General features: G+C 41.2%; 31 protein-coding genes and 1 pseudogene. 5 read left to right on the top strand and 27 right to left on the bottom strand.

Annotation, left to right across the window (positions count from 1 at the left end):
• Positions 1 to 11: 11 nt before the first annotated feature.
• From SJY16_RS13535 to SJY16_RS13595, 13 genes and pseudogenes are all read right to left on the bottom strand, one after another.
• A complete protein-coding gene (locus tag SJY16_RS13535) occupies positions 12 to 278 on the bottom strand; it encodes a hypothetical protein (RefSeq protein WP_377892240.1) in 267 nt (88 codons plus the stop codon).
• A 78-nt stretch (positions 279 to 356) separates the two neighbouring features.
• Positions 357 to 1,784, bottom strand: a pseudogene (locus SJY16_RS13540) (PTS mannitol transporter subunit IIBC); the annotation flags it as partial.
• Between the two features lie 356 nt (positions 1,785 to 2,140).
• Positions 2,141 to 2,917 (bottom strand): ABC transporter permease, encoded by a 777-nt coding sequence (locus SJY16_RS13545; protein WP_377889929.1) that lies wholly within the window; start codon positions 2,915 to 2,917, stop codon positions 2,141 to 2,143.
• Positions 2,914 to 3,810 (bottom strand): ABC transporter ATP-binding protein, encoded by an 897-nt coding sequence (locus SJY16_RS13550; protein ID WP_377889931.1) that lies wholly within the window; start codon positions 3,808 to 3,810, stop codon positions 2,914 to 2,916. Before SJY16_RS13550 ends, SJY16_RS13545 begins: the two co-directional genes overlap by 4 nt.
• Positions 3,811 to 3,822: 12 nt before the next feature.
• On the bottom strand, positions 3,823 to 4,023 hold the full coding sequence (locus tag SJY16_RS13555) for a PLD nuclease N-terminal domain-containing protein (RefSeq protein ID WP_377889933.1): 201 nt from the start codon (positions 4,021 to 4,023) through the stop codon (positions 3,823 to 3,825).
• Between the two features lie 207 nt (positions 4,024 to 4,230).
• Positions 4,231 to 4,551 (bottom strand): YxlC family protein, encoded by a 321-nt coding sequence (locus tag SJY16_RS13560; protein WP_377889935.1) that lies wholly within the window; start codon positions 4,549 to 4,551, stop codon positions 4,231 to 4,233.
• Positions 4,535 to 5,080, bottom strand: coding sequence for an RNA polymerase sigma factor SigY (sigY, locus tag SJY16_RS13565; RefSeq protein WP_377892243.1), 546 nt, complete (start codon positions 5,078 to 5,080; stop codon positions 4,535 to 4,537). Before sigY ends, SJY16_RS13560 begins: the two co-directional genes overlap by 17 nt.
• A gap of 203 nt (positions 5,081 to 5,283) precedes the next feature.
• Positions 5,284 to 5,784 carry a GNAT family N-acetyltransferase gene (locus SJY16_RS13570; protein ID WP_377889937.1) on the bottom strand — a complete coding sequence of 167 codons (501 nt, stop codon included), beginning with the start codon at positions 5,782 to 5,784 and terminating at the stop codon, positions 5,284 to 5,286.
• A 23-nt stretch (positions 5,785 to 5,807) separates the two neighbouring features.
• Positions 5,808 to 5,993, bottom strand: a complete 186-nt coding sequence (locus SJY16_RS13575; RefSeq protein WP_377889939.1) for a hypothetical protein — start codon at positions 5,991 to 5,993, stop codon at positions 5,808 to 5,810.
• A 79-nt stretch (positions 5,994 to 6,072) separates the two neighbouring features.
• A complete protein-coding gene (gene murB, locus SJY16_RS13580; RefSeq protein ID WP_377889941.1) occupies positions 6,073 to 7,008 on the bottom strand; it encodes a UDP-N-acetylmuramate dehydrogenase in 936 nt (311 codons plus the stop codon).
• Between the two features lie 250 nt (positions 7,009 to 7,258).
• On the bottom strand, positions 7,259 to 8,209 hold the full coding sequence (locus SJY16_RS13585) for a hypothetical protein (RefSeq protein ID WP_377889943.1): 951 nt from the start codon (positions 8,207 to 8,209) through the stop codon (positions 7,259 to 7,261).
• A gap of 165 nt (positions 8,210 to 8,374) precedes the next feature.
• Positions 8,375 to 9,001 (bottom strand): class I SAM-dependent methyltransferase, encoded by a 627-nt coding sequence (locus tag SJY16_RS13590; RefSeq protein WP_377889944.1) that lies wholly within the window; start codon positions 8,999 to 9,001, stop codon positions 8,375 to 8,377.
• A gap of 103 nt (positions 9,002 to 9,104) precedes the next feature.
• Complete coding sequence (locus SJY16_RS13595; RefSeq protein ID WP_377889946.1) at positions 9,105 to 9,728, bottom strand: hypothetical protein; 624 nt, start codon at positions 9,726 to 9,728, stop codon at positions 9,105 to 9,107.
• Positions 9,729 to 9,859: 131 nt separating this feature from the next.
• On the opposite strand from SJY16_RS13595, the gene SJY16_RS13600 reads away from it, so the two are divergent.
• Positions 9,860 to 10,984: a CapA family protein gene (locus tag SJY16_RS13600; protein ID WP_377889948.1), complete on the top strand. Its 1,125-nt coding sequence runs from the start codon at positions 9,860 to 9,862 to the stop codon at positions 10,982 to 10,984.
• Positions 10,985 to 10,996: 12 nt separating this feature from the next.
• Here SJY16_RS13600 and SJY16_RS13605 read toward each other — a convergent pair whose 3' ends face one another.
• The 8 genes from SJY16_RS13605 to SJY16_RS13640 all read right to left on the bottom strand — a co-directional run bounded on the left by SJY16_RS13605 (position 10,997) and on the right by SJY16_RS13640 (position 18,229).
• The gene (locus tag SJY16_RS13605) at positions 10,997 to 11,557 is read right to left on the bottom strand and encodes a GNAT family N-acetyltransferase (RefSeq protein ID WP_377889949.1); all 561 of its coding nucleotides are present in this window, start codon (positions 11,555 to 11,557) and stop codon (positions 10,997 to 10,999) included.
• A 149-nt stretch (positions 11,558 to 11,706) separates the two neighbouring features.
• Positions 11,707 to 12,753, bottom strand: a complete 1,047-nt coding sequence (locus tag SJY16_RS13610; RefSeq protein WP_377892245.1) for a M14 family metallopeptidase — start codon at positions 12,751 to 12,753, stop codon at positions 11,707 to 11,709.
• 281 nt (positions 12,754 to 13,034) lie between these two features.
• Positions 13,035 to 14,225: a dicarboxylate/amino acid:cation symporter gene (locus tag SJY16_RS13615; protein ID WP_377889951.1), complete on the bottom strand. Its 1,191-nt coding sequence runs from the start codon at positions 14,223 to 14,225 to the stop codon at positions 13,035 to 13,037.
• Between the two features lie 188 nt (positions 14,226 to 14,413).
• Positions 14,414 to 15,052 (bottom strand): FusB/FusC family EF-G-binding protein, encoded by a 639-nt coding sequence (locus SJY16_RS13620; protein WP_377889953.1) that lies wholly within the window; start codon positions 15,050 to 15,052, stop codon positions 14,414 to 14,416.
• Positions 15,053 to 15,343: 291 nt separating this feature from the next.
• Positions 15,344 to 15,589: a biotin/lipoyl attachment domain-containing protein gene (locus SJY16_RS13625; protein ID WP_377889954.1), complete on the bottom strand. Its 246-nt coding sequence runs from the start codon at positions 15,587 to 15,589 to the stop codon at positions 15,344 to 15,346.
• Between the two features lie 246 nt (positions 15,590 to 15,835).
• Positions 15,836 to 16,393: an HD domain-containing protein gene (locus tag SJY16_RS13630; RefSeq protein WP_377892247.1), complete on the bottom strand. Its 558-nt coding sequence runs from the start codon at positions 16,391 to 16,393 to the stop codon at positions 15,836 to 15,838.
• Positions 16,394 to 16,447: 54 nt separating this feature from the next.
• Positions 16,448 to 17,941, bottom strand: a complete 1,494-nt coding sequence (gene argH / locus SJY16_RS13635) for an argininosuccinate lyase (protein ID WP_377889956.1) — start codon at positions 17,939 to 17,941, stop codon at positions 16,448 to 16,450.
• Between the two features lie 72 nt (positions 17,942 to 18,013).
• Positions 18,014 to 18,229 (bottom strand): hypothetical protein, encoded by a 216-nt coding sequence (locus tag SJY16_RS13640; RefSeq protein WP_377889958.1) that lies wholly within the window; start codon positions 18,227 to 18,229, stop codon positions 18,014 to 18,016.
• 206 nt (positions 18,230 to 18,435) lie between these two features.
• Between SJY16_RS13640 and SJY16_RS13645 the strand changes: the two genes are divergently transcribed.
• The 4 genes from SJY16_RS13645 to SJY16_RS13660 all read left to right on the top strand — a co-directional run bounded on the left by SJY16_RS13645 (position 18,436) and on the right by SJY16_RS13660 (position 21,641).
• Positions 18,436 to 18,678, top strand: a complete 243-nt coding sequence (locus SJY16_RS13645; protein WP_377889960.1) for a transcriptional regulator SplA domain-containing protein — start codon at positions 18,436 to 18,438, stop codon at positions 18,676 to 18,678.
• 17 nt (positions 18,679 to 18,695) lie between these two features.
• Positions 18,696 to 19,724 (top strand): spore photoproduct lyase, encoded by a 1,029-nt coding sequence (gene splB / locus SJY16_RS13650; protein WP_377889962.1) that lies wholly within the window; start codon positions 18,696 to 18,698, stop codon positions 19,722 to 19,724.
• A 139-nt stretch (positions 19,725 to 19,863) separates the two neighbouring features.
• Entirely contained in the window at positions 19,864 to 20,463 is a 600-nt protein-coding gene (locus tag SJY16_RS13655; RefSeq protein ID WP_377889964.1) for a TetR/AcrR family transcriptional regulator, read from the top strand.
• Positions 20,464 to 20,474: 11 nt separating this feature from the next.
• Positions 20,475 to 21,641: an FAD-dependent oxidoreductase gene (locus tag SJY16_RS13660; RefSeq protein ID WP_377889966.1), complete on the top strand. Its 1,167-nt coding sequence runs from the start codon at positions 20,475 to 20,477 to the stop codon at positions 21,639 to 21,641.
• A 52-nt stretch (positions 21,642 to 21,693) separates the two neighbouring features.
• Here the strand turns inward: SJY16_RS13660 and SJY16_RS13665 are convergent, their stop codons facing one another.
• The 6 genes from SJY16_RS13665 to SJY16_RS13690 all read right to left on the bottom strand — a co-directional run bounded on the left by SJY16_RS13665 (position 21,694) and on the right by SJY16_RS13690 (position 24,842).
• The gene (locus SJY16_RS13665) at positions 21,694 to 22,083 is read right to left on the bottom strand and encodes a sporulation protein (protein ID WP_377889968.1); all 390 of its coding nucleotides are present in this window, start codon (positions 22,081 to 22,083) and stop codon (positions 21,694 to 21,696) included.
• A 3-nt stretch (positions 22,084 to 22,086) separates the two neighbouring features.
• Entirely contained in the window at positions 22,087 to 22,257 is a 171-nt protein-coding gene (locus SJY16_RS13670; protein ID WP_377889970.1) for an FbpB family small basic protein, read from the bottom strand.
• A 264-nt stretch (positions 22,258 to 22,521) separates the two neighbouring features.
• A complete protein-coding gene (locus SJY16_RS13675) occupies positions 22,522 to 22,797 on the bottom strand; it encodes a YkvA family protein (RefSeq protein ID WP_377889971.1) in 276 nt (91 codons plus the stop codon).
• A gap of 265 nt (positions 22,798 to 23,062) precedes the next feature.
• Positions 23,063 to 23,977: an AEC family transporter gene (locus SJY16_RS13680; protein WP_377889973.1), complete on the bottom strand. Its 915-nt coding sequence runs from the start codon at positions 23,975 to 23,977 to the stop codon at positions 23,063 to 23,065.
• Positions 23,978 to 24,102: 125 nt separating this feature from the next.
• The gene (locus SJY16_RS13685; RefSeq protein ID WP_377889975.1) at positions 24,103 to 24,405 is read right to left on the bottom strand and encodes a hypothetical protein; all 303 of its coding nucleotides are present in this window, start codon (positions 24,403 to 24,405) and stop codon (positions 24,103 to 24,105) included.
• A gap of 110 nt (positions 24,406 to 24,515) precedes the next feature.
• Entirely contained in the window at positions 24,516 to 24,842 is a 327-nt protein-coding gene (locus SJY16_RS13690) for a DUF3889 domain-containing protein (RefSeq protein WP_377889977.1), read from the bottom strand.
• Positions 24,843 to 24,995: the final 153 nt, after the last annotated feature.

The following is a 24,995-nucleotide window of genomic DNA, read 5'->3' on the forward strand; positions in this document are numbered from 1 at the left end:
CTATCCTTCAGTTAACGATTCGTTAATGTACTAACAAGTTCATCGTACTTAGGACTATTCATAAAGTTCGTAACGGAAATGTGCTCAGCATCTGGACGCTTCGCTTTCGCACGGTCAGTCAAATCTTTGTGCGTAACAATTAGGTCAGCATCGTCAGGAAGGTTATTGATCGATGTATTCGAAACATCGATATCTTCAAGACCTGCTTTCTTGAACTTGTTACGAAGTACTGATGCGCCCATTGCACTTGATCCCATTCCTGCATCACATGCAAACACAACTTTTTGAACGTCTTTCTTGATAGTCTCTTCACTTTCGTTCGTGCTCGTCGCTTCTTCTTCCTGCTTATCGCCAGAAAGATCACTTACAAGCTCATCGTATTTCGGGCTGTTCATGAAGTTCGTTACTGAAATATGATGCGCGTTCGGAAGTTTCGCTTTTGCACGATCTGTTAAATCTTTATGCGTGACAACAAGGTCAGCATCATTCGGAAGATTGCTGATCGACGTATTGATCACTTCGATATGCGCAAGACCTGCTTTTTTGAATTTATTCTTCAGTACTGACGCTCCCATTGCACTGGAGCCCATACCAGCGTCACATGCGAATACGACTTTCTTGATCGATTCGTAATTCACTGTGTTACTTGGCTCAGTAGACGCTTCATCTTTCACTCCTAGTGAGGATCGAACGCTACTCTTCTTCCCTTTCATCGCTTCCATTTTCTCTGCAGCTTCTTCAAGCTCTTCTCCAGAGTCACTTGATCTCTTAAGAATGAAGGATGCAACAAGGAACGATACGAGTGTTGCGACAACAACACCTGCGATAACGCCAAGGTATCCTCCACGAGGTGTCATAATCATTAGTGCAAAGATACTACCAGGTGACGCCGCTGCAATCAGCCCAGCATTTAGAATACCGAATGTGAATACCCCACTCATTCCACCAAGAATAACCGCGAGGATTAAAGCAGGTTTCATCAAGATGTACGGGAAATAGATTTCATGAATTCCACCGAAGAAGTGGATGATTGCAGCACCAGGTGCTGATTGCTTCGCTGAACCTTTTCCTGCAAACCAGAATGCTAGAAGAATCCCAAGTCCTGGTCCAGGGTTTGATTCTAGTAAGAATAGAATCGATTTCCCTGCGTTCGCTGCTTGCTCAATCCCAAGCGGGCTTAAGATACCGTGGTTAATCGCATTGTTTAGGAACAATACTTTCCCTGGTTCGATCAAAATGCTTGCTAGCGGCAGAAGTCCCGCAGCCACGATGACTTCTACACCTGCTGCAAGTGCTTTGTTCAGACCTAGTACAACTGGCCCAATCGCTAGTGATCCGAGAATCGTTAATAAACCACCGATAATACCTGCTGAGAAGTTGTTAACAAGCATTTCAAAGCCGGATTTAATTTTCCCTTTGATCGCTTCATCAAATTTCTTAATGGCATAACCACCAAGTGGTCCCATCGCCATCGCACCAAGGAACATCGGGATATCCGCCCCGACGATAACACCCATCGTCGCTGTGGCACCGACTACTCCTCCTCGTGCGCCGTAAACAATTTTACCACCAGTATAACCAATTAAGAGTGGTAATAAGTAATTGATCATTGGACCAACAAGCGCTGCTAGCTGCTCATTTGGAATCCAACCATCTGGAATAAATAATGCGGTAATAATTCCCCATGCAATAAATGCACCAATATTCGGCATGATCATGCCGCTTAAATAGCTACCAAACCGCTGAATCTTCACTTTGAAGCCGGATTTTTCCTGGTCGCTCATGTGTCGTTCCTCCTATTCTTCCGCACGTATGTAGCGACTTGTTGACAGCATTTATGAAGTGCTGTCTTCCATTCGGTCACTACCTTTGCCGTGCGATATGTTTTTCTTTGTTAATTCCAATAATAAGGGCGTAAGAAAGCGTTCGCAATGAATTCCAAGTTCAAATTCGTCATAAGACTTGTTGACATTATTAAATTACACAATGACATACGTGATAGAAGAGAATGGCCATTCAAAGATGGGCACAAATCAACAACACTCCTAGGTAGAGGAATAAAAATAAGCCACATTCTAATTCCAATGGAATAAGGATGTGGCTTAGCTAACAGACCGGGGTTTTAGCTTCTAACCTAGAATTAATAGTGTTCAGCTTTTTTGAAGCTCACTACTGCAGACACAAAAAAGATAGCGCTTAACACGATTGTAGAAGAAATCGTAATAAGGAAATCGTCTTGTGCAGGTTGCCTCATTAAAAGATTTGTTGCGTGTTCGATTACATTCACTGGGCTCCATGCCATAAACTTTGGAAGTAATGTGGTTAATAGCGACAATAGCGCCAAAAACGAGATGGTTATCCCCGCAATTGCTCCATTCCCTTTAAAGATTGTTCCCATCCAAATTGTAAAAGACACAATGTAGACAATCCACAAACTATATATGAGAAGACTTTCAAGCACAAGTACCCAATCTACCGATGAGAACAATAAATTCGTATAATACCAAGTTAACAAATAGCTTGCAAACAATGAAGAAAGTGTTATGATAAGCTGCCCAACCCATTTGCTTGAAACATATTGGAATGGTGAAACAGGTCGAACCATTACTAGTGTAATTGTGCCATTCGACTTTTCATTCGAAATGACCCCCATTGTTGCTAAAACAAATAGCAGCGTTCCAATTGTTCCAAGTTGAGACAGCGTACCTGCCATCACTTCTGATCCTTTTGGAGTTGGAAATGTGAAAGATGCCCCTTCTGGAAGATTACCAGCGTGTTCAATAATTTGGGGCATATAGTAGTTTGTGATTGGCTGTGAAATACCTATTATGATGATTGCGATTGGTAACCAGATCCACTTTCCGCTTTTGCTGCTCTCCATCATTTCTTTTTTTAATAATACGTAAAGATTTCTCATTGCTCCATCACCTTCATATAGGCATCTTCTAACGAATCCTGAAGTTTCTCGAATCGATTGATCGTTAACCCTTTTTCAATAATGGCCGACAACAAATCATTCGAGTTTGTTGCGCCTTCATTAACGAACAGGATGATGCTTCGATCTGTGACCATCTTTATTTTCTCAACATGGGGAAGTTCAGAAAGGTGATCATGTATAGGTTCCTCTGTGTCTACTTTGACTGCAGAAGTACGGAATGCTTTCCGTAATTCTTCTAGCGTGTTATCCCATTTGATATCTCCATCTTTCAGCATAATGACTTTATCACAAACCTGCTCAGCATCATGCAACACATGGGTGGAGAAAAGGATCGTCATGCTTTCCTTCAATTTAGTTATTAATGATAAGACGTCTCTTCGTCCAGCAGGATCTAATGCAGAGACTGGCTCATCTAATAATAGTAATTCAGGATCGTGTAATAACGCTTGCGCTAAACCAAGTCGCTGTTTCATCCCTCCAGAAAAGCCACCAATTCTTTTCTTCTTAACATCGGATAAGCTTACAAACTGTAGGACTTCATCGATTTTCTTTTGAAGTTGTTGTTTTGGAATATGAGATAGTTCGCCTGCAAACTGTAGAAATTGAGTCGGTGTCATCCAGTTGAAAAATGAAGGATGCTGCGGTAAGAATCCGATTTTCGATTTGTCATATTTCTCTTCAGATTGATGAAACTGAATAGAGCCGCTTGAAGGTGTTAATAGTCCAGCTAACATTTGGAGAGTCGTTGTTTTACCAGCACCGTTTGGTCCGAGTAATGTAATACACTGACCTTTCTCAATTTGAAAAGAAATTTTCTTTACAGCAACAGAGCTTTTATACTTCTTTTCAAGATCGTTCACCTGCAAAAGCATGACGCATTCCCCTTACTCATTTTTTCTTCCCACAACAAAGTAAAGAATAGGACCTATCGTCCCTACAAAAATAATCATTAACAGCCAAAGCCACTTTGGTCCGTTCGTTTCACTATGTCGAAAACAACTCACTAATGCTGTAATCATTAAGATAAGTTGTAACGCGATCAATGGCGCAATAATCCCCCAGTTAACTTGTAGTAACTCTTCCATAAAAAAATCAATCCTTCCTTAATCGTTTTTTTTGACGTCTTATAACAAAAAACCAATAAAAAATAGTTGGTAGCGGAAATTGAAACAATCCCCAAATCCCCCAAAACCATGCATAGGTGTTCCGTCTCTTTGCATCAATAAAAAGAAAGATACTTTGCGCTAATAAAACCGGAGAGAAAAAAAGTAGGATGAGCATTTCCTCATTCGTCATAACCTTACCTTCCCTTCACGCGCGGTAAGGAAAATAGATATCACAGGTCCCAATAGTGCTGCACATACTTGTATGTACAGTATGGTTTGCACACTTTTCATCAGGGTAGTAACGAACAGACCTAAAATGAAAACGGCTGTCAAAATAAATAGAGATAATTCCCTTCGGAATGTTCTTTTTCGATCTAGTTTATATCCATGAAGCTGCTCTGCGATCTCATGCTGCGAAATCTTGGGATCTCCAGCTATCGCATCAATCGTTTCCCAATCCTTTTTCAACATCTTCGTCTTTTCGATCTCTTTATCGTTGCCCATCATCGTTCCACTCCTTTCGTATCAATTTCAACCCATTATGGACTCTTGATTTTACCGTTCCTGCTTTTACACCAAGCATGGTGCCGATTTCCTCATACGTATATCCATAATAATGTCGAAGTAAAATAGGGATTCTAACGTCTGCATCAAGTTTGTTGAAATCCGCAAAGTGATCGCTCCATTCGATGCCTTTCGATTGAGCAGCCCAATCTAGTTGTCTTGAGAGCGATGCTTTCACTTGTTTATACCATTTCTTTTCCCTTTTCTTCTTACGCAATGAATCAATATATAATCTAGATGCGATCGAAATCATCCAAGATGAAAATTTACTTTCTTCTTTGAAGGCATGCAAATGGTTATAGCATTTTAACATTGTATCTTGAGTGAGATCTTTGCTTAATTCTTCTTGTAAGGACAGCTTTAACAAGTATCTATATAAGAACGGGTAGTAATGCTGATACAGGATAGTAAAGGCTTTATCATCACCACGTTTTGCGCTCTTAATCAGTTCATGTTCCTTGTCTTCATCCAACTTCATGCCCACCTCCTTTTTCTCTCTGCTATAAGACGTTTTAAACAGTTAAACCGTTCATTTTTTTTTATGAATGGCTCTTTTCATAAACATTGTTTCTATAAAACTATGTAAAAGTCTATCTATCAATCAAAACAAAACCACGAATTACGTAGCAATTCGTGGTTTAATGAGCGTCTAGGATAACGTTCGATCGCCCTTTTTTATGACAGCAGTTTCGCCATATAATATTCATCTACATACTCATCATCTATTAGCATTGATTGGCGCTTCAGTCCTTCTACTTCGAAGCCAAACTTCTTATATAGCGCAAGGCCCCCTTCATTACGAGTCGCTACGTTTAGCTCTAATCTATGTATGTTCCGCTCGTTCACCCATTCTTCTAACGCATTAAAGAGTGAAGTCCCTACTCCAATTCCTTGATAATCTTGGAGAATTCCGATCACAAGATAGACAGCATGTCGCTTCTTTTTTGCGTCACTACCTACTGCGACTAGATAACCGACAAGCTCACCATCTTGTTCTGCTACAAAAATCGTAGTGGTTTCACTCTTCAACATTGACTCTAGTTTCTTCTTTTCCTCCACAGCATCTACTTTTCGCTCACCTGCTTCGAATAGCATAAACTGCGATTCTGCATCTACACGCTTCCTTAGTGATGAGAACGCATCTGCTTCCGCAACTTGAATTTCTCTAATCTTCATATTCTCTTAACTCCTTTACATTTCTAATCTACTTCACACGAGACGTGCCAATTTATTCCGAACCACTCTTTTTCTACCTTTGCCTCACCATTTGCTTGCTCACAACTTTCAATGGCTGATTGCTTTCCTATTTCATTTGAGATAAAAGCAAACGTTAAAGCAATGAGCGCGAGTGCGCCAATCCACATCGCTTTACTTTTTACGCTCATAACAAACAACCGTCCCCCACTTTTTCATAAGTAAAAAGGGATGAAACCGATTCATCCCTTTTTGCCATTTCACCTTATTCTATTGAGGCGTATCTTTTTCCTTTAAAGGTTCACCGATTACTCTCACTTCACGTTCTAAATCGACCGAAAACTTTTCTTTCACAGTGTTTTGTACGTGGTGGATCACATCGAGGTAGTCGGTTGCTGTCGCGTTGTCGATGTTTACAATAAACCCAGCGTGCTTCTTGGAAACTTCTGCTCCACCGATTCGTGTTCCTTGTAATCCAGAATCCTGGATAAGTTTCCCAGCGAATAACCCTGGTGGGCGCTTAAATACACTACCGCACGATGGATATTCAAGCGGCTGTTTGCTTTCGCGCTTAAACGTTAAATCATCCATGATCGCTTTGATTTCGTCGTAATTCCCTTGTTTCAATTGAAACGTTGCTTCAAGAACAAGGAACCCTGTTTCATCAACATTACTGTGACGATAAGATAAATCGAGATCTTCCGCTTTACGGCGAACAAGCTGACCGTCTTTCGTAACGCCAAGAACACTTTCGAGACAGTCTGCAACCTCTCCCCCGTACGCGCCTGCGTTCATGTAGACAGCACCACCCACAGAACCGGGAATTCCACATGCGAATTCTAGTCCTGATAGATGCTGCTTCAAAGCATATTGTGAAACTTCAATGATACGAGCACCGGCTTCAGCCACAACCGTATCACCCGTTCGTTCAATTTTATCAAGTGTTGAGATATTCAACACGATTCCTCGGATTCCACCATCCTGAATGATGACATTCGATCCTTTACCGAGAATCGTTAACGGTAGATCATGCTCGTTCGCATACTCCACCACCGCTCTAGCATCTTGTGCACCACTTGGAAAAACAAACACGTCTGCTTTTCCACCCATCTGGGTGTACGTATGCACATTCAATGGTTCATTCAATCTGACATCTGCTGTTGGCAAACTATTTCTCAGGTCGTTAAACACACGTTGATTATCCATTCCTTACCTCGCTTATGAACATGTTCGATTGCAAATTGATCGCTCGAACCTTTTATTTTTATTATAGTTATATTCAAAACTGTTCGTGTCTAAAATCTTCATTATTACGGCATAACACATTCTTTTATAAAAAAACAGCTTTACACAATCATTTATTCTACCATTAATGAGCGAAGACTTCACCTATAACAAAAAAGAATGCATACAAAAACAACCCGAGAAGGTTCTCTTTCCCGGGGTTTGGACGTTGTTACTCTTTAAGCGAGCTGCTCAAGCGCGCAAGAATTTCCTTTCTAAGTTCGACCAGCTCAGGAAATTGATAAAAAAAGTCTGTTTTCTGATCAGCTATTGATGATCCCTCTGGGTATGTCGAAAAAATAAAATGCGTCCACGCTTCAGCTATGTCTTCTTCAGGATGTGTTGCTGCATAGTCCGTGGAAAAATGATCTGGGTATTCTTCAAAAAACGCAACTTGAGCTTCTTCATCCCATTCCACGTCATTATTTAACCACTCTTCATAATAATCCGCCCAGAATGTCTGGAAAAACGAATTCATATAGGAGTTTTCTTTTGTACATCCATTAAAGGCAAAATAATAGTCACACGCAATGAATGCTTCTTGTACCTCATCATCATCATTTAAAATCGTAGAAGTAACCTGATCGTCTCTAAGCGTTAATAGATGACCGTACTCATGAATCAACGTATAATAAAAGTCTTTTTCATTTATAGTATCCTCAAAATCGATCGCGAGCCTCCATTCACTAGAGTTGTCTAACGGCTCTACATAACCAAGAACTTCATCTCGCCCATCAGTAAAAATCAAAAACTCCTTCACCATTTCGCGATCGTTAGAAGGGATTAAGTCAGAAAATAACTTCCAAAGCGCTTTATGTTTGTGGTTTTCCTTTGCAAACGATACGTAAGATTCATCTTCAGTAATAACGGTAGTACTCGTTAAGTCATTACCATCGATATCATATGAAACAATCTGAACCTCCAAAGCTTCTCTTTCTTCTTCGAAAGACTCGGGTATATCAAGGAAATTCCCCTTCTTTGCGGTAATCTCATCTAAATAGCGATCTCCTTCTTCAATCGCAAGTTCATTCTCAGGCAATGAAGTGGTACTCGGTTTATCAACTTCGATTGAGCAACCTGTCACAAGCAACGTTAATAAACAAGCGTAGACCCACTTTTTCATGTTGCACGCTCACTTTCTATTAGGGATATAACAGTAGATGCATGGAGAGCTAGGCTTATACGGAATGCCTGACGATAGGATAAAGTAATTCATTCGATAAGAACGAACAAAGTCCTGCATACGATAAAAAGGGAAGCTGCATCAACCAGCTTCCCTTCGTCGTCATTATTTAGATAGTTGGATTACGCCACCACAGTGTGAGAAACCATGAAATTCGAGCTTACATGTGCCTTCTAATGCTTTTTTCATTTCATCAAAAGCAAAGTAAAACTCATCCTCATCCCAATGATGAAGGTTATTATGTCGGCATTCTTCTAGCTTACTTCGATTTTCAAAAGCCACATCACCGATCAAGATCTTTCCTCCTTCTGAAAGCTTCGGAAGGAGTTCTTCTATGAACGTAACCTTCTCTTGATCAGAAATATGATGAAGTGCGTACGTGCTTATAATAAAATCGTACTGTTTCTGCTTGAAGTGTTCTGGTAGTCCATTTGATAGATCCCATTCGATAAGGTGTGCATATGGCATTTTTAACTGCGCGATGCGAATCATCTCATTCGAAAAATCGATGCCATTGATATCGTGGCCAGCTTCGTATAACCTGCTTGCCAAAACGCCCGTGCCAAATCCAATATCGAGAACCTTTGCACCTTTTGACTGCATCACTTCGTTATAAATCGCATTTAAGATTTCCTTGTATCCAGCGAATGGATAGGACTCACGATCTTCACTCATTTGTACGGATTGCTCGTATTCATTCGCCCATAAATCAAACCCTTGTTTACTTAACATCTGCATCCTCCTACTATATGTATATCTCGTTTCATTTCGTTTGATAGACGTGCCACTTATCATCTTTCCAACTATTACTAAGTTATCTAAATACTAACATATTTTAGTTCTCGGGGTCCCGTTGCTCTACCTTCATTTTCAGAAGTAAGACGACATTTTCGTCTGTAATCATCCGCTCGATACCTTCCTCTGTTTTAAGGTCGACGCTTCTAATCTCGTCTTTCTTACCACTTTGATAATACGCACCAATCACTTTCGTCTCCCCCGATTCAAGCGTGATTTCGTCATCCATCGTATAACCCCATCCGTAAGGCTTTTCTGAATCGAGAGGATTATTTGAGATCCGCCTTGGTGCACTCGCTATTCCAGGCGCATAAAGAGAAAATAGCTCTTCTCCTTCAGCAGGCTGAATGATCCCGAACCCCATGTTCCCTTCTTCTACTTCATTCATAGCAAAACCATATGACAGCTCTGTTAGTTTTGAGGGCGACATGGGCTTTCCATCCTGGTATCCTTCCACCCAAACATTCACCCATGTTTCATCAGCTTTCGTTAGTCGTAGATTATAGGTTAAGAGAATCCCCATGTTCATCTCCTTGAACATCTTTTCTTGCCCGCTCTCTTTCTCATGAGAAAGAGTACCCAAGTGCTCATCATCAACAGAAACTGACACGTTGCAGCTTACTAGCAGGAAGATTAGCGCTGTGCAAAATAACGCTTTCCCCACTTCATCACCCTCTTTTTTTGAATAGCTATACTTTTCCAAAATATTACTAAAAATAGGTCTAAAGACTATTATTTCCATGTTATAATTTACCTTGAACTCCCAATTTTTACGAAACTATGAGGTGTGCAGAAATGAAGCGTTTGGTTATTCTAGTAAGTTTGTTGTTCGTTGTTGGAGTGTTAAGTCTTGTTGCAATAGCCCCGTTCAAAAAGTCAGAAGCTGTAACGTCTACATACCATTCAGAGATTTCGAGAGAGCTCTCGCGAGAGCTTCCTAGTAAAACGTCGAGCTATGAAATTTCAGTCGTTGGTGACACGATGTTCGACTGGTCGATCAAGACAGCAATGAACGCACAAGGACCAAACTATCCTCTTCAACATATATCATCCGTTGTAGAGGACTCAGATCTCGCCATCCTTAACTTAGAAACCGCAATTGGTACATCGGGGTATAAACAGGACAAGCTTTATACGTTTCAGTCCCCACCCGCTTCAGCAAAAGCAATTAAAGACGCTGGTTTCGACGTCGTTTCCCTCGCAAACAACCATGCGATGGACTTTGGTAGAGAGGGTTTATATGAAACAATCGATCTGCTAAAGAAAGCAGATCTAAACTACATAGGAGCTGGAACGAACGAAAACGAAGCCTACACTGCTTATTCACAAACGATCAATAACCACAAAGTTGACATCCTTGGTTTTTCACAAGTTTTGCCTACCATCTCATGGTATGCAAATGAAAACGGCGGACTTGCGAGCGCTTATCAAGAGGATCGCGTGATCGAGCATATCAAGAAATCTGCTGCCAAATGTGATACAACGATTGTATATCTTCACTGGGGTTCTGAAAGGATGATTCAACCGAGTGCTGCTCAAAGAAATTTCGCCCACACGATGATCGATGCAGGTGCTGATATCATCATCGGTTCCCATCCCCACGTTCTTCAAGGGATGGAGTATTATAACGGAAAGCCCATTTTGTACTCACTCGGTAACTTTCTGTTCCCGGATTATGTAGATGGTGACAGTGCTGACACCGTGATCGCAAAGATCGATGTGGTGATGAACAATTATGAAGTAACGTTAATCCCTGCAATCATTCATGACAGCACCGTCACTTTAGCAGATAAACAGAACGCCGCTCGAATTACAGATAAGATCATCTATCGTTCCAACTTAATCTCGCAAACTTCTGATTTCGCAGTATCTGAGGTAAAAGGAAGAAAGTCGCTAACAATCGCTAGAGCAGGTGAATAAGCGGAATCTCTCCTAGAATACTTTCGCATAGATGCACGTATCGGTTAGTCCCGAATCATCTAAACGAACATCATCATTCTTTAATATCGCTTCAAGGGTATAATCGAGTCGTTCAGGTACTGCGCGACTCTTTTTATTCCCAACATCGCATTGAATCTCCAGTCTCTTCATATTCAATTCTTTCTCCGCAAATTCAGTAAGCCTACCAACAGCTTCCATCATATACCCTTTTCCACTATATTTCGTGTTGATCCAGTAGCCAATTTCACTTTTAGGCACATCCCAATCAAGGTTATGAAGCCCTGTCGTCCCTACATATTCTCCTGTTTCTTTCTCAAATATGAGAAATCTCAATCCTTCACGCTTTAAGAATTTAATGTGAGCTTCACGCACATTAATTTCTGTATCTTCAACCGTTGGATTCTTTCTTGCAAAGCCTACCCACGGTGCCAGTTCCTCCATCGAAGAGTGGATCGCTTTGTTAATGACCTTACCATCACCTGGCTCAGGCATCCTTAACATTAATCGTTCAGTCTCTAGTTCAGTACGTATATCCATCAGAATCGGGTTCATCAGTCTCTCCTCCACCAGAATGATATAATAGCTATATTATAGACATACTAGTTTTTGGAAATAAAGAATATTTTCTAAAAAGTCACTTTACTTTCTAACACGCAAAAAAACGAGACCTTTTCGGCCTCGCTTTTCCTTGTTCAGTAGATTTATTCGCTGTCCTTATGGCCACTCTCAGGTAACGTGTCCCAGAACGTTGTATCTTGAGATTCGATTGTGCCGTCCGCAATCGATTTAATAACTGCTTTCATTCCTGTTACAGCCTGATTGATTAGATAGCCGTTACTTTTTTGCCCTAGGATATACGGCTCGTAATAATGATCAGCCATTCCTCTCATTTCAAAGAGAAGCGTCGAAATGCCATACTCAACCGCAAGTCCGTTCCGGCTAATCGTAGGGGCTGTCCCGCCTACATATTTTGATAACGTCCCATATCCTTTTGCTTCAATCGCATTATACAAGACGCCACCGAGCTGTTTAGACTTCTCTCGAACATCAGCATCAACCTCTCCATTTGTCGGATAAAGAATCGAACCTGAGACGAGTTCATCGGTATCTCCTAGCGTCGTTTCCCTTCCCTGATGGTGAAGATCGACCATATACTCTGGCTCGTATTTCTGAAGAACATTTTGATGCAGTGCCTTTGTTTCCGGCTGGTTTCGCTCAACGTGATCGCGATTCAGATCCACTTCGTTCGCATTGTAGCGAGTATGAGTGCCTGCTGCATAATCTTCAAGTGAAAAGTTCACGTCACCTTCAGCACCATCAACGTTTAATCGAGGTGCGATGAGTACGTTCACATGTTGAAGAAGCTCTCTCACTTCCTTTTTGTTTGTGCTCAAATACTTGATGACTTTTAACGCCCCTTCAGTCGTAAGGGTTTCGTTCCCATGTTGCTGCGTTAAAAAAAGAATCGTTGGATTTTCTTCATTTTCGCCAAATTTAGCAAGATAGAGATTTCGTTCTTTAACAGATTGTCCATACACTTCAAGCTCAAGTGCGTCAGACTGGCGGTCGATTCTCTCGAGTACTTTCACCATTTCTTCATAGTTATGTAATCGCTCATTCTTCACCGTTTCATTCCCGTTATAGCCAGGTCCATTCCCTACAGCCTCAACGGCCTGCCCATTTCCAAACACCCCTCCTGATACAGCTAACATACCTGAAACTACAATCGGAATCATCTTTTTGTTCATCATAAGCCCTCCAAGTTATTAAAGATTACTTCCACTCCTTCTCCTCATTCATTTACACATCCTGTCAAATGATAGAATTCGAATCGTTTGACCCATAACGATAGGAAAAAGTTAAAATACCGTTTGCACATAGAGGTTTTCAGGACCATTTTCGCGATATGCTATCTTGTTACCTACTGAAATGTGAGAAATGAACCATAGGCGTTCATTGCATTCAACATAGAAAATGAGTCGATTGATAGAAAAAAGCAAGCTCAACATGAGCTTGCTTTCATTCAAACCTAATTCGCTTTTGCTATAGGCTGTACGTTTTTCTTTTTCGACGTTAATCGGTCGACAAGAGCGGATAACGCACCATCGCCAGTTACATTCGTTGCTGTACCAAAGCTATCTTGCGCGAGGTAGAGTGCGATCATAAGGGATACCATCGTCGCATCGAAACCTAGCATGCTTTCTAGCAGTCCAATCGCCGCCATAACCGCACCACCTGGTACACCAGGAGCTGCGATCATCGTGATTCCTAGCATCAAGATGAATGGGATGATCATTGCGAACGTAGGGTCTTGTCCGTTCAGAAGCATGACGGCCATCGCACAAGAAACAATCGTGATCGTACTTCCTGAAAGATGAATCGTTGCAAGTAACGGAATGCTGAAGTCTGCAACTTTTTCACGAACGCCATTCTTCTTTGTTTGTCTCAGGGTCACTGGAATCGTTGATGCAGAAGACTGTGTACCAAGCGCAGTAAAGTATGCTGGTACCATCCCTTTTAACATTTTAAATGGATTTCTAGATGTCGCTGCACCTGTTACACTATATTGAATCAGTAGCATCGTCAGGTGAAGAAGAATAATCATCACAAAGACTTTTGCAAACACGCTCAAAATCGTTTGTACCTGACCTGCACTCGTCATATTAGCGAATATGCCAAGGATATGAAGTGGTAATAACGGAATAATGACATAACTAATCACTTTTTCGATGATTGTTCTGAATTCAACCATAACACCTTTGAGCTTGTTTTCTTTCATAGCAGCCATTCCTAATCCGAGCGTGAATGCTAGAACAAGTGCTGTCATCACACCCATCATTGCTGGAATTTCCACCTGGAAGAAAGGCTCTAATAGAGATTCTTCAGGATTAGCCATCTCTGATGCAGCGCCACCTGTCTCGAGAAAGATCGGATACAGATTACGTGCAGCAAAGAAAGCGAGTAAGCCGGCTAGAAAAGTAGAAAGATAAGCTACTGTCGTCGTGATTCCAATCAGTTTTCCGGCGCCTTTCCCTATTTCTCCAATTCCTGGAGCGATAAATCCGATAATAATCAACGGAATAGCAAATCCGAGGAAATTACCAAAAATGCCGTTAAAGGTAGCGAACAAACGCACCGTCCATTCTGGTAAAAATGCTCCTATTAATACACCAAGAGCAATTGCGATAAGTATTCGTGGTAATAATCCAATCTTCTTCATAGTGTCCTCCAAATAAAAACATTTGTCCTTCTGAGATGCAATCTATGAAGTACTTTACAAGATAATTTACATCCAGGCAAGCCTTTAAGCCAAAAAAGATTTAAAACTTTTTTCCATCGATTCTACATTAAAAAGACCCGCCACCTAATCTTTTCCTAATCGAAAAGAAAGGGACGAGTCTTTATAGCCTACGCGTTCAACCGTTCATTATAAACTTTTTCAAGAAAAGCTTCTAAAGGGGTAATCTCTTTGATGTGCTCATTACATACTCTAGTATCTACACACATATAGTGGCCGACCGTATGATACTCTCCCTTTTCATAAACGTGTGAGGTTACATGTGCCACTTCACCATACCTTTTGCACAAAAAACAGGTTGTCCTCTGGTTAAGGATTCGATAGGAGCCTTCAATACCAGCAAGCTCACCATTGATTGGATAAATTAGATAGTTCCGCTTGGAACGCACATCATGCCAACCAAGGTACGTTAACGTTCTCGAATAATGAAAAGGTAACGTCACTTTCTTACTTCTATGAAAAAGCTTTTCTACTTGTTGATTCGTTATTTCTGGAAAAGGTATGACAGCACTCCCTACTTTTTCAAGAAAAGTTCCGTATTCTGATACATCTAAGTAGCGAAGCTCATCGAGGAACGTACGTTGTTCATCTGAGAAAGAGTGATCAAGCCCGAGTATTCTATCTGTAGCATTGTGTCTAACAGCATCCTTCACATCCGCATCAACAAGATGGCTAACATTGTATAACAACACATCTACCTGCTCACGAATAACGTTGAGATGATGATTATGCAGAAATGGCTGTAGCATACATGCACCCCTCCTTGTGCTTTCTTTATACCACAATAAGAGTCTTCATACTACACAAAAAAGCCGGCTAGGCCGGCTCAGCTTGTTGGAAAACCTTGATTCGTTGTTCCCTATGCGGAGTATGATTAAGTAGGCATCAGACTTCATTCTATTCGTCTTTTGATTAGCTTTGTTTTTGCTCATAATCATGCATGAAAGTTGATTGGAGCGGAAATCACCACCATAACCCTAACCACGGCAGATGATCCTTAAGACCTTCTCGACATTCTCAGCCAGCTTTCATACGTAAGATCAATCGCTTCCTGTTACAAAATCATCTTCCATCATCGATGCAAGAACGACTCCAGACGTCACTCGATCATTTTCTTGTACATGAAGTTCAGAGATTTGCCCACTTACATTAAGTATGACATCTTCAACGTTGCCCTGCCCATCGCGAATAACAAACATCGGCTCCCACTCGTACACTCGGGATGTATGGTTCACGTATACTTTCTCAATAATTCCTTCACATGGACAGACCACTGTGCGATTCATGGTTTTTGTTCCCCTTTCTGACGTGTAGTGTTCCTCACAGGAGGAGTAAGTCAGTTTATTATAATCATATGTTCCACAAGTCCAAGTATGATGTGAAACATTTGCTTCAAAACCTCGCGTCCATTTTACCTGCATTTCATAAAATCGCAACCCCGTAAAAGAAATCCATACATTTCAGAAAAGTGTAACGATCAAAGCCTCCCATCGAACCCATGAGAAAACGAGTAACCTCTCGGATACTCGTTCTTACGGCGTGTTATCGTTGATTTTATTTTTTGTTTCTAGATCGATAAGCTTTCTTATTTTCTTCATCAATGTATGATCAAGATCAAACTCTTTCCCATAAGTAAGGTTAAACTTGTAATCAAAGCCCGGAGGATTTGTTCCTTGTGTGTGCTGAATGATCGTTTCCATCTTATCGAGCGCTTTAACAAATTTCGCTTCGTCCGTTTCTCCTTTGTTGTACTCTTTACAAAGCGCTAAGATGGCAGCCTGGTTCTCTGATGGCAATGGATCCGTTAACCGTTCTACACTTTTTTCCTCTTTCTTGATTTTCTTATCATGATTCACTTTAATAGTTGCAGAAATATCTCCATCATAAGCCTCACCAAGATCGTGAACGAGGCACATATAAATTACTTTGTTCATATCGAGACCCTTCAGATCATCGCTCAAGGCAAGTGCAAACATCGCAAGCCTCCAAGAATGTTCCGCAACACTCTCTCTTCTACCCTTCTTCGTATATGCAGACCTCGTCGTATCCTTAAGCCGCTCTAATTCCTTTATGAATGTGACGATTTCCATTGCATCCAACCTTAAAATCCCCCTTGGTGCCTGTCACCACCCGAATGTTGTCAATTAATGTCTAAATATCTTCAAAGCCTTCTCTTTCTCATTTAGGTGTGTCCTTATCTTCTCACATTGTAAAACATGATTTTTCCACTTTTGTTTCCGATCCTCAATCATCCTCTTCACCTCAATAGGGTTAGGTCCACCTCTCACCTTTCTCCTTTGAATAAATTCTCTTGGAGATATGATGTGCTTCCATTCTTCTTGAGTGAAGGTGATCCTCATCCTTACGTTCGACTTCAGGAGTTCGTTCACATCGTCTACTTGCCAATCCAAAAGTTCACGTTTTTCCTCAACACACTTCCTTGCTAGGAAACTTGAGACTTTGTGAGCCTCGCAATAAGAAAGTCCTTTTTCTCGCGTGAGTACATCAGCAAATTCTGTAATGGTGATACAGTTCTTCCACGCCTGCTTTTCTGCTCGACCTTTATCAACTTCCATCGTTCTTACAACTGCATTCATCAGTCGATACACACGAGATGCCTTATCAAACCCTCTATAAAGATGCGGTTGAAGATCATCTTCTGTATCCACAATATCTCCGTATGGCGTGTTATGAATCATTTGAACCACGCTCAGCGCCTCACCTACAGCACTGCTCGCAAGTGCACGAGCATGCTCAATCGACACAGGATTCCTTTTTTGTGGCATGATGCTGCTTATTTGAACGTAAGGGGCAGCCACTTTCACGATTCCGACTTCAACTGTCGCAAGGCGAAGAAAATCATGAACCCATCGCCCTGTGTTTGTCATCGACGTCAGGATCGCAGTGGCAGGTTCTAATAGATAATCAACCCCTCCAATCGCATCATACGAATTCTCCATCAATCCATCAAAACCAAGCAGGTCACAAACACGCTCACGATTGATTGGGAAACCAGTTGTTGTAATTGCTGCTGCGCCCATCGGTGAAAGATTAATACTCTTAAACGCATTCCAAAACCGATTCACATCTCTTTCAAGCACATCGAATACTGCTATTAAATAATGCCCAAACGTGGTCGGTTGTGCTGGCTGTGTGTGGGTGTGAGCAGTCATGACCGTGTCTAAATGTTCCTCCGCTTGCTGAATCAACGCTTCCTCCACATCAATCATATCTACAATTAGCGACAGAACGCATTTTCTCAGAACAATTCTGTACATCGCTTCGCCCATATCGTTTCGACTTCTAGCGATATGCATCATACTAGCTAAGTCTGGGCCAATCTCTTGACTAATTTTCGATTCCATCATGAAGAACAAATCTTCAAAGTCTGGCGAGTAGTGTAGCGAGCTTGCGTCCATCTCTCCTATACGATTCACGCATGCAAGGATGAGGTTCGCATCTTCTATCTTGATAATCCCCTGCTCTGATAGCATCACAACATGAGCTCTGTGGATTTGAAACATCGCATGAAATAAGTAATCACGCTGGTCATAGAATACGTGCTTCAATAAGGCATCCACATACGTCTTACCAGGAAAGACACTACCCTCTTGTTTAGTGAATTCTTCTTTGTTCATTTCGTGCCTGTCACCACCCGTTTTTTCACATCATATGTCGAACATATAAAAAACGGGCATTGAGCTATTTGCTCAGATGCCCGTTTTTCTGTAGGTTTCTTTTTTCCATACATAGTACAACTCAGGATCTGGTTCTACTCCCCTCACCCACAGGCTATGCTTTGGTACGACCCGATCGGACACTTTGTACCATTCGCCGCCACGTATTTTTCGATAAAGTTTGAATCGGGATAAACCTCTGTCAATCATGCTTAGTGAAGGCAGGATTTTCTTAATGGTCTTCAACATGCCTTCACGCACCTCCTCCATTTTGAGTCAACAGAACACTATATGAGAGAAGAAATGAAAAGATGCTAAAAAAAGGCTTTCTGTTATGGAAACTTCAAAATACACCTGACCCATTCACAACCTCACCTTAACAAGATTTACCATGCTGCTTTCTGCAACAATTTACTTCTTACTAGGAACAATGAATATAGGATAAAAGGAGTGAAATGGAAATGAATCTCAACGAACCTATGCACTATCAAGCAGGCGATATCGTCTATGTTATGTATCGAAATCCACATACGTATAATGTGGCAAATATCCAGGAAGCAGCCGTCGTGAATGACCCCGATCATCCAGGCGAATTAGCTCTCTTTCTGTATGAAACGTATTATCCGTTGAATGCAGGTATCGCCATCTATCAATCAGAAGCGGAAGCGCAACAAGCATTCGAAACGTATTTCGGGTAGGTAAAGGAGGAATTTGATTGGTTAAACCATTTGTTCCACAGCTTGTTTATATTGAACCACAAGCAACAGACTACCCTCTTGGGAGGCAGTTAAAAGAAAAGTTCACAAAGATGGGAATCGAAATCCGTGAAACCACCTCACATAATCAAGTAAGAAACCTACCGGGAGATAACCACTTTCAACAATATCGTGTCGCTAAATCCACCCTTGTTGTAGGAGTAAGAAAAACCCTTAAGTTTGATACATCCAAGCCTTCAGCAGAATACGCAATCCCGTTGGCTACAGGCTGTATGGGACACTGTCACTATTGTTACTTACAAACGACGATGGGAAGCAAACCATACATTCGGACATATGTGAATACAGATGAGATTTTTGATGCGGCTGAGAAATATATGCAGGAGCGCGCACCCGAACAGACGAGATTTGAAGCTTCTTGTACTTCTGACATCGTCGGGATCGATCATCTAACACATACGCTTAAAAGCGCCATTGAGTATTTTGGTAAATCAGAATATGGGAAGCTTCGTTTCGTAACGAAATTCGCTCATGTTGACCATCTCCTCGATGCTGAACATAACAAGAAAACGCGATTTCGCTTCAGCATGAACGCAGACTATGTAATTAAATTTCTTGAGCCAGGTACGTCAAGACTCGATGAGCGAATTGAAGCTGCCGCAAAAGTAGCCGAGGCTGGTTACCCTCTTGGTTTCATCGTAGCGCCTATTTATTTATACGATGATTGGAAACAAGGGTATCTCGAATTGTTTGAACAACTTGAAGCAAAGCTCCCAAAGAGCGCAACAAAAGACTTAACGTTCGAACTCATCCAACACCGCTTCACGAAACCCGCAAAGCGCGTCATTCAAAAGAACTATCCGATGTCAAAGCTCGAAATGGAAGAAGAAAAAAGGCAGTGGAAATGGGGCAAGTACGGTATCGGAAAATACGTGTATAAGAAAGACGAGCAAGAAGACATGAAAGAAACACTTGGAGGCTACATCGACCGTTTCTTCCCAGACGCAAAGCTCGAGTACTTCACGTAGAAGCTGCCGGTGCCTGTCACCACCCGCTTTTACTCGAACAATGTCGAAAGCATCATTTGCATTTCAAAGCATAACATTATAAAATATGAGTGTACTCATTTATGAGCGCACTCATATTTAGTTTAGGAGGAAACGGTGAATGAGTCGTTTACGTGAACAGAAAAAACAAGCTACAAGAATGAAAATCATCAACTCAGCAAAAGAACTGTTCCTCGAGAACGGTTTCGATAAAACATCAACGGAGCAAATCGCAAAACATGCTGAGGTCGGCAGTGGCACAGTGTTTAATTATTTTCCTACAAAGTCTGAGCTTCTTATCGAGGTGATGCGAGATGACTTTGTTCAAGAAAAGCGAAACGACCCTCCTTTTCAGATGAAGGAAACCGCAGAAGAAACAGTTCAAGCATACTTAACCGAACGCCTTGAAAGCTTCAGTATGCTCGACAAACGCCTTTTCCGTGAGGTCATCACAGCTTCACTCAATGCTTATCAAAGTAGACCTGGGTTTCTAACAAGTCTGATGGAATTAGATTTCATGTTCATCGATGAATTGATAGCACTTCTTGAGAAGTTGAAAGATACAAACAAACTAGAAATGCAGTTTGATTCCTCTACAGCAGCTGAAGTCATTTACAGCTCAGTCATGTTTGAATCTCTTCTCTTCCTTTATGTCGATGAAAAAGAACTTCATGAGATAACCGAGAGAATCGAAAAGAAAATCAATTTTATTTTTAAGTGAGGTGAGTACAAGTGGATGTAAGTATTGTAGGAGGCGGAATCGCAGGCTTAACGCTTGCTTATTGGCTAAGCGAAAGAGGTGACCGGGTCACAGTTCTAGAGAAATCTTCTTCGTTAAGAGCTGAAGGCTTTATGATCGATTTCTTCGGTCCCGGGTACGATGTCGCAGAAATGATGGGGATTCATGACGAACTTAAAACAATACACTATCCTGTCGACGCGCTTGTATTTATGAAGAATAGTGGTGAGGAGAAGTATCGTATTCCTTATCAAAAAATGAGAAGCCTTATGAACAATAAGCACTATAACTTCATGAGAGGAGATCTCGAACAAGTTCTTTATGAGAAAATTCGAGATCGTGTCGATGTGAAATTCAACGCTTCTCCTATTTCGATCGATCAAGATGAAAACAACGTGACTGTCACATTGTCAGATGGTTCAACGGTAACATCAGATCTACTCGTAGGTGCCGATGGCATGCGTTCTGCTGTTCGCTCACTCGCTTTCAACGAAGATCGCAATCATTCTATTCGTTATATAGGCTACTATACCGCAGCGTATATTATTGATGACCCAGAAATACTCAAGAAGACGGGCGGAAGCTTCTATACGTATTCAGAGCCTGGCCGACAGGTTTCAGTGTACCCAATCCGCGGTGATAAAGTAGCGACTTTCTTTTTGTACACCAATCCCGAACAGCAAGGTCATGTAAATAAAGAAGAAGCTCTTCGCCAGCTTACGGAAAAGTTCGGTCATATGGATTGGATTGTCCCTGACTTGCTACGAGCAGGGAATGATGCAAATGATTTTTATTTTGATGAGGTATCACAGGTGGAGCTATCTGAATGGAAGAACGGTCGAATAACGTTTGTCGGGGACTCCTGTCAATGCGTTTCATTACTTGCAGGGCAAGGCGCATCTATGGCGATGGCTGGTGCTTATACACTTGCAAAATCTCTTGAAGAGCATCCAGCTGATCTCACTCATGCATTATCTGAATATGAGCATTCGCTCCACAGTGACATCGAAACGTTACAACGCTCAGCGAGAAAATTCGCAAACTATTTTCTTCCTGATTCATGGTGGCGTCTTTATGTAAGAGATGTGCTAACAAGAGCATCTATTTTGCCTGGTGTAAGAAAGTTTGTAAACTTTAAGACTGTGCGTTTACCTAAATAGTGGCACACGTATTATTTTCAAGGGAAGGAGCCTGCGGGAGCTCCTTCCCTTTTTATAATTGAATGACGATTTGATCCTGGTCAACGCTTTTCGCACCCTCGTTGAACACTAAACGCGTTGTAAACTTATATGAAGTTCGCTTTTTCGGTTCTGGAATGGCTTCAGGAATACGAAACGAGAACGGAATCATCACTCTTTGTTCTTTTCTAATGTCTTTCACCGTTAGGATGGTTACAGAGTCAACAACATGAGAGGTTTTCTTCGCATGGTCGACGTAGACGAGATCGCATTCAACACGCTTTACACGCTGCTCGATCGTTCCGCCAATAATTTCGAACGATCCTAAAACCAGTTCACCGCGCTTAAAGCTCAGTTTATCTAGAATCAAATCGATCTTCGCTGCTCCAATTCCTAACAAACACATCGACTTACGTAGGAGCACTTGCTATTTCCCTCCTTTTACGACCGATTTCCGATGAAAGCGATCATACTTTTCATCAAGCTGACGGTCAATACGGTCCATTTCCTTTTTATCGTGAAGAAGGTCTTCTTTATTTTGCTTTACTAGGTCTTTAAATGACATTGATTTATTATTTGAGAATAGGTTTTTTTTCATATTGATCTCCCTTATTTTGTTCTTAGTTTGACTAGCATGATTACATAAACAACTTACCATACAATAAAAAATGACCTCTACCAATGTGGTAAAGGTCATACACAACGACCTTCACCGTCTGGTAAAGGTCTTGCTAACAGCAACTACGCTGCCAATAAAGCCGAGAGCAATCGCTCTGTCTTGACGACTTTATTGTAAAAGCTACTCCCCTTTAGGAGAAACGATAAATTGTTATCTCAATAGTATAGAATTAATGAAATAGTGTCAATAGTCTAAATCATATTTCTCCTTCAGCTCTTGAGGAGCTTGTTTCACTACTTGTTGAAGGATTAATGTCAGAATCATAACATCATCTAGTATCCCAAAGATACTGAGAAAATCTGGGATTAAGTCAAACGGAAGCGCAAAGTAACCGATGATTACAGCAAGTGATAGCCATTTTTTCTTACCGCCATGACGTGAAGTAAAATACTCATACAAAAATGGGACGAACCTCTTTACTTTGAAGATCAACCTTGCTCGTTTCATCATTGTAGCCATCTCGTTCACTCCTTCTCACTTTTATAGCATATCCAAAACAAAAATAACCTCCGCCTCTATCGGCAAAGGTTATTCTTGCAGGAATCCTTTACCAAAGCGACGGTAAAGGTCTTGCTAACAGCAACTACGCTGCCAATAAAGCCGAGAGCAACACGCTCTGAATTGACGACTTTATTGTAAAAGCTACTCCCCTTCGAACGTTTATTTGTACTATCAACTGTAGAGCAACTCTACGATTTCGTCAAGGAAAATGTTCAGTGCATCATTAAAACAGGATCCTGCTCACCGATATGACGACCGTTACAGTAAGCATACTGAACACGGTGGATGCAAGTACGATTTGAGCAGACAGCTCTGGCTCATTTTGATATTCCTGAGCGATGATAGCACTGTTCACTGCTGTCGGCATAGCAGATGAAATTAAGAGCGCCTGCGCTGTAACACCATCCATGCCAAAAGCGTAAATAAGACCGATCGCGATCACTGGACCAAGGAGCAACCGAATGAACAAGCTCACGTACACAACAGATAAGTTTTTTGCAAAACGAAGCTGTGCCACCTGTGCCCCGAGCGTCACAAGTGCGATCGCCACCATTGAATCCGCAATGTAATCAGCTGGAATCAATACGAATTCAGGAACATCGACATTCATCATATTCAGACCGATTCCAAACACCATCGCATAAAGAACGGGCATTTTAAAATACCCGAGAACGGCATTCAGCTTGTTTCCATCCACTGTTTTCAACGCGAAAATTCCCCAAGAAAAGGTTAAGATGTTTTGGAAAGTAAGGATGATCACCTGAATGGACATCGCAAACGGATCGTGCTTGAAAACTAGATCGTTCACAGGTACACCGTAGTTCCCGGAGTTATAGAAGAGGATACTATTCGTGAAGGAAGCCCTCACACTCTTGCTATACCGAAATAACCTACTCACAATGAGGGAAATCACGTACAAGAGCACTACGAAAAAGGAAAAGAACAACAATACAGATAAAAACAACGTTAGTGAAAACGTCGTTTCATATAGCTTCAAAAAGATAAAGCCTGGAACGATGAAATAAATATTCACTTTCGCTAACGTATAAAGATCAAGCTGAAAAACACGGTGAAGGTACACACCGATTCCGATCAAAATAAATACAGGTACAATAATATCGACGAATACACCAATCATGACAAAGCCTCAAATCTATGCGGGTTGATTTTCTCTAAAGACTAATCATAACAGAATCACGCATAGAATTCCCTGCCCTTGCTTGTTCATATTTGAACATAGCATTTCATCAAAAAAGCGTTGATTTAAGATATCAACGCTTGATCATTAGCCTCTCTCACAACCTTATTAACAGCTTTCCGATTCTCCCATAGCATCTTTTTCAACTCTTCTGTCGACACAACTCGTTCTTCCTTATCGCAATACGTCTCTCCTTTTCCATGAATCGAATAAGTACCATCATCATATTTCATCACTGTCCAATGCCCTTCTCGCACATGATCTTCAAAAATGATGTAATGCTTTTTCCCTGTTGAATCATAATCAGCGATTTTCTTAAAATCCGATAAGAGGGCACTAACCTCTCTCATGCTTTTAATCACATTCATTCGTCTCTCTCCTTTATCCCTAGTGGCAATAGATAATAATTCCCCTCACAGAGTCAAATCCCTTCTTCTACAATTGAAAAAGGCAGCTGGATTGGTTCCAGCTGCCTTTATTAGAACTCTTCTATATCATCAAAGTACACACCGATTAGTTCATCTTTCTTATCATTCACAAGTACATATACGCGAACGTTCTTGTTTACCCCATTCGATTTCAATGTGAAGTCAAAGTTATATTGATGGCGTTCATCCGAAATAAATACTTTACCATCATACGTGTATTCAGTAACGCTCTCTCCTGGGTACTGCTTCTTCGTTTGCTGAATAGCGATCTTTCCCCACTCAGCATAGGACGGTTGCGCTGCACTCGCAAATGGTGCGTGCACAAATAGTGCTAGAACCATTACGACACTTAGCCACCAGTTTTGTTTTTTGATCATGTTTTTTGCCCCCACTCTTTTTGTAAGTATGAGGATAGTATTTAATACTTTTCTAACAATCATACATTCGTGACACGTTCATCAGGTTGCTCGTCCAATCCAATTGGATGTCTTGTACATATCCTATATGTAAGGTAGATGGTTCCCCCTACT

The sequence above is a fragment of the Alkalihalobacillus sp. R86527 genome, assembly GCF_042466185.1.
In the GTDB taxonomy this organism is placed as follows: domain Bacteria; phylum Bacillota; class Bacilli; order Bacillales; family Guptibacillaceae; genus Guptibacillus.

Coding starts and splice junctions, on each gene's coding strand:
- SJY16_RS13590 (WP_377889944.1), bottom strand. CDS start 9,001: ATGTTAAGTAAACAAGGGTTTGATTTATGGGCGAATGAATACGAGCAA.
- SJY16_RS13570 (WP_377889937.1), bottom strand. CDS start 5,784: ATGAAGATTAGAGAAATTCAAGTTGCGGAAGCAGATGCGTTCTCATCA.
- SJY16_RS13615 (WP_377889951.1), bottom strand. CDS start 14,225: ATGAAGAAGATTGGATTATTACCACGAATACTTATCGCAATTGCTCTT.
- SJY16_RS13675 (WP_377889971.1), bottom strand. CDS start 22,797: ATGGCTACAATGATGAAACGAGCAAGGTTGATCTTCAAAGTAAAGAGG.
- SJY16_RS13610 (WP_377892245.1), bottom strand. CDS start 12,753: ATGAACAAAAAGATGATTCCGATTGTAGTTTCAGGTATGTTAGCTGTA.
- SJY16_RS13560 (WP_377889935.1), bottom strand. CDS start 4,551: ATGATGGGCAACGATAAAGAGATCGAAAAGACGAAGATGTTGAAAAAG.
- SJY16_RS13620 (WP_377889953.1), bottom strand. CDS start 15,052: ATGCTACAGCCATTTCTGCATAATCATCATCTCAACGTTATTCGTGAG.
- SJY16_RS13655 (WP_377889964.1), top strand. CDS start 19,864: ATGAGTCGTTTACGTGAACAGAAAAAACAAGCTACAAGAATGAAAATC.
- SJY16_RS13640 (WP_377889958.1), bottom strand. CDS start 18,229: ATGTTGAAGACCATTAAGAAAATCCTGCCTTCACTAAGCATGATTGAC.
- SJY16_RS13600 (WP_377889948.1), top strand. CDS start 9,860: ATGAAGCGTTTGGTTATTCTAGTAAGTTTGTTGTTCGTTGTTGGAGTG.
- SJY16_RS13680 (WP_377889973.1), bottom strand. CDS start 23,977: ATGATTGGTGTATTCGTCGATATTATTGTACCTGTATTTATTTTGATC.
- SJY16_RS13605 (WP_377889949.1), bottom strand. CDS start 11,557: ATGAACCCGATTCTGATGGATATACGTACTGAACTAGAGACTGAACGA.
- SJY16_RS13690 (WP_377889977.1), bottom strand. CDS start 24,842: ATGATCAAAAAACAAAACTGGTGGCTAAGTGTCGTAATGGTTCTAGCA.
- argH (WP_377889956.1), bottom strand. CDS start 17,941: ATGAACAAAGAAGAATTCACTAAACAAGAGGGTAGTGTCTTTCCTGGT.
- SJY16_RS13625 (WP_377889954.1), bottom strand. CDS start 15,589: ATGAATCGCACAGTGGTCTGTCCATGTGAAGGAATTATTGAGAAAGTA.
- SJY16_RS13550 (WP_377889931.1), bottom strand. CDS start 3,810: ATGCTTTTGCAGGTGAACGATCTTGAAAAGAAGTATAAAAGCTCTGTT.
- SJY16_RS13670 (WP_377889970.1), bottom strand. CDS start 22,257: ATGAAAAAAAACCTATTCTCAAATAATAAATCAATGTCATTTAAAGAC.
- SJY16_RS13630 (WP_377892247.1), bottom strand. CDS start 16,393: ATGGAAATCGTCACATTCATAAAGGAATTAGAGCGGCTTAAGGATACG.
- SJY16_RS13685 (WP_377889975.1), bottom strand. CDS start 24,405: ATGAATGTGATTAAAAGCATGAGAGAGGTTAGTGCCCTCTTATCGGAT.
- SJY16_RS13545 (WP_377889929.1), bottom strand. CDS start 2,917: ATGAGAAATCTTTACGTATTATTAAAAAAAGAAATGATGGAGAGCAGC.
- murB (WP_377889941.1), bottom strand. CDS start 7,008: ATGGATAATCAACGTGTGTTTAACGACCTGAGAAATAGTTTGCCAACA.
- SJY16_RS13575 (WP_377889939.1), bottom strand. CDS start 5,993: ATGAGCGTAAAAAGTAAAGCGATGTGGATTGGCGCACTCGCGCTCATT.
- SJY16_RS13585 (WP_377889943.1), bottom strand. CDS start 8,209: ATGAAAAAGTGGGTCTACGCTTGTTTATTAACGTTGCTTGTGACAGGT.
- SJY16_RS13645 (WP_377889960.1), top strand. CDS start 18,436: ATGGAAATGAATCTCAACGAACCTATGCACTATCAAGCAGGCGATATC.
- SJY16_RS13555 (WP_377889933.1), bottom strand. CDS start 4,023: ATGGAAGAGTTACTACAAGTTAACTGGGGGATTATTGCGCCATTGATC.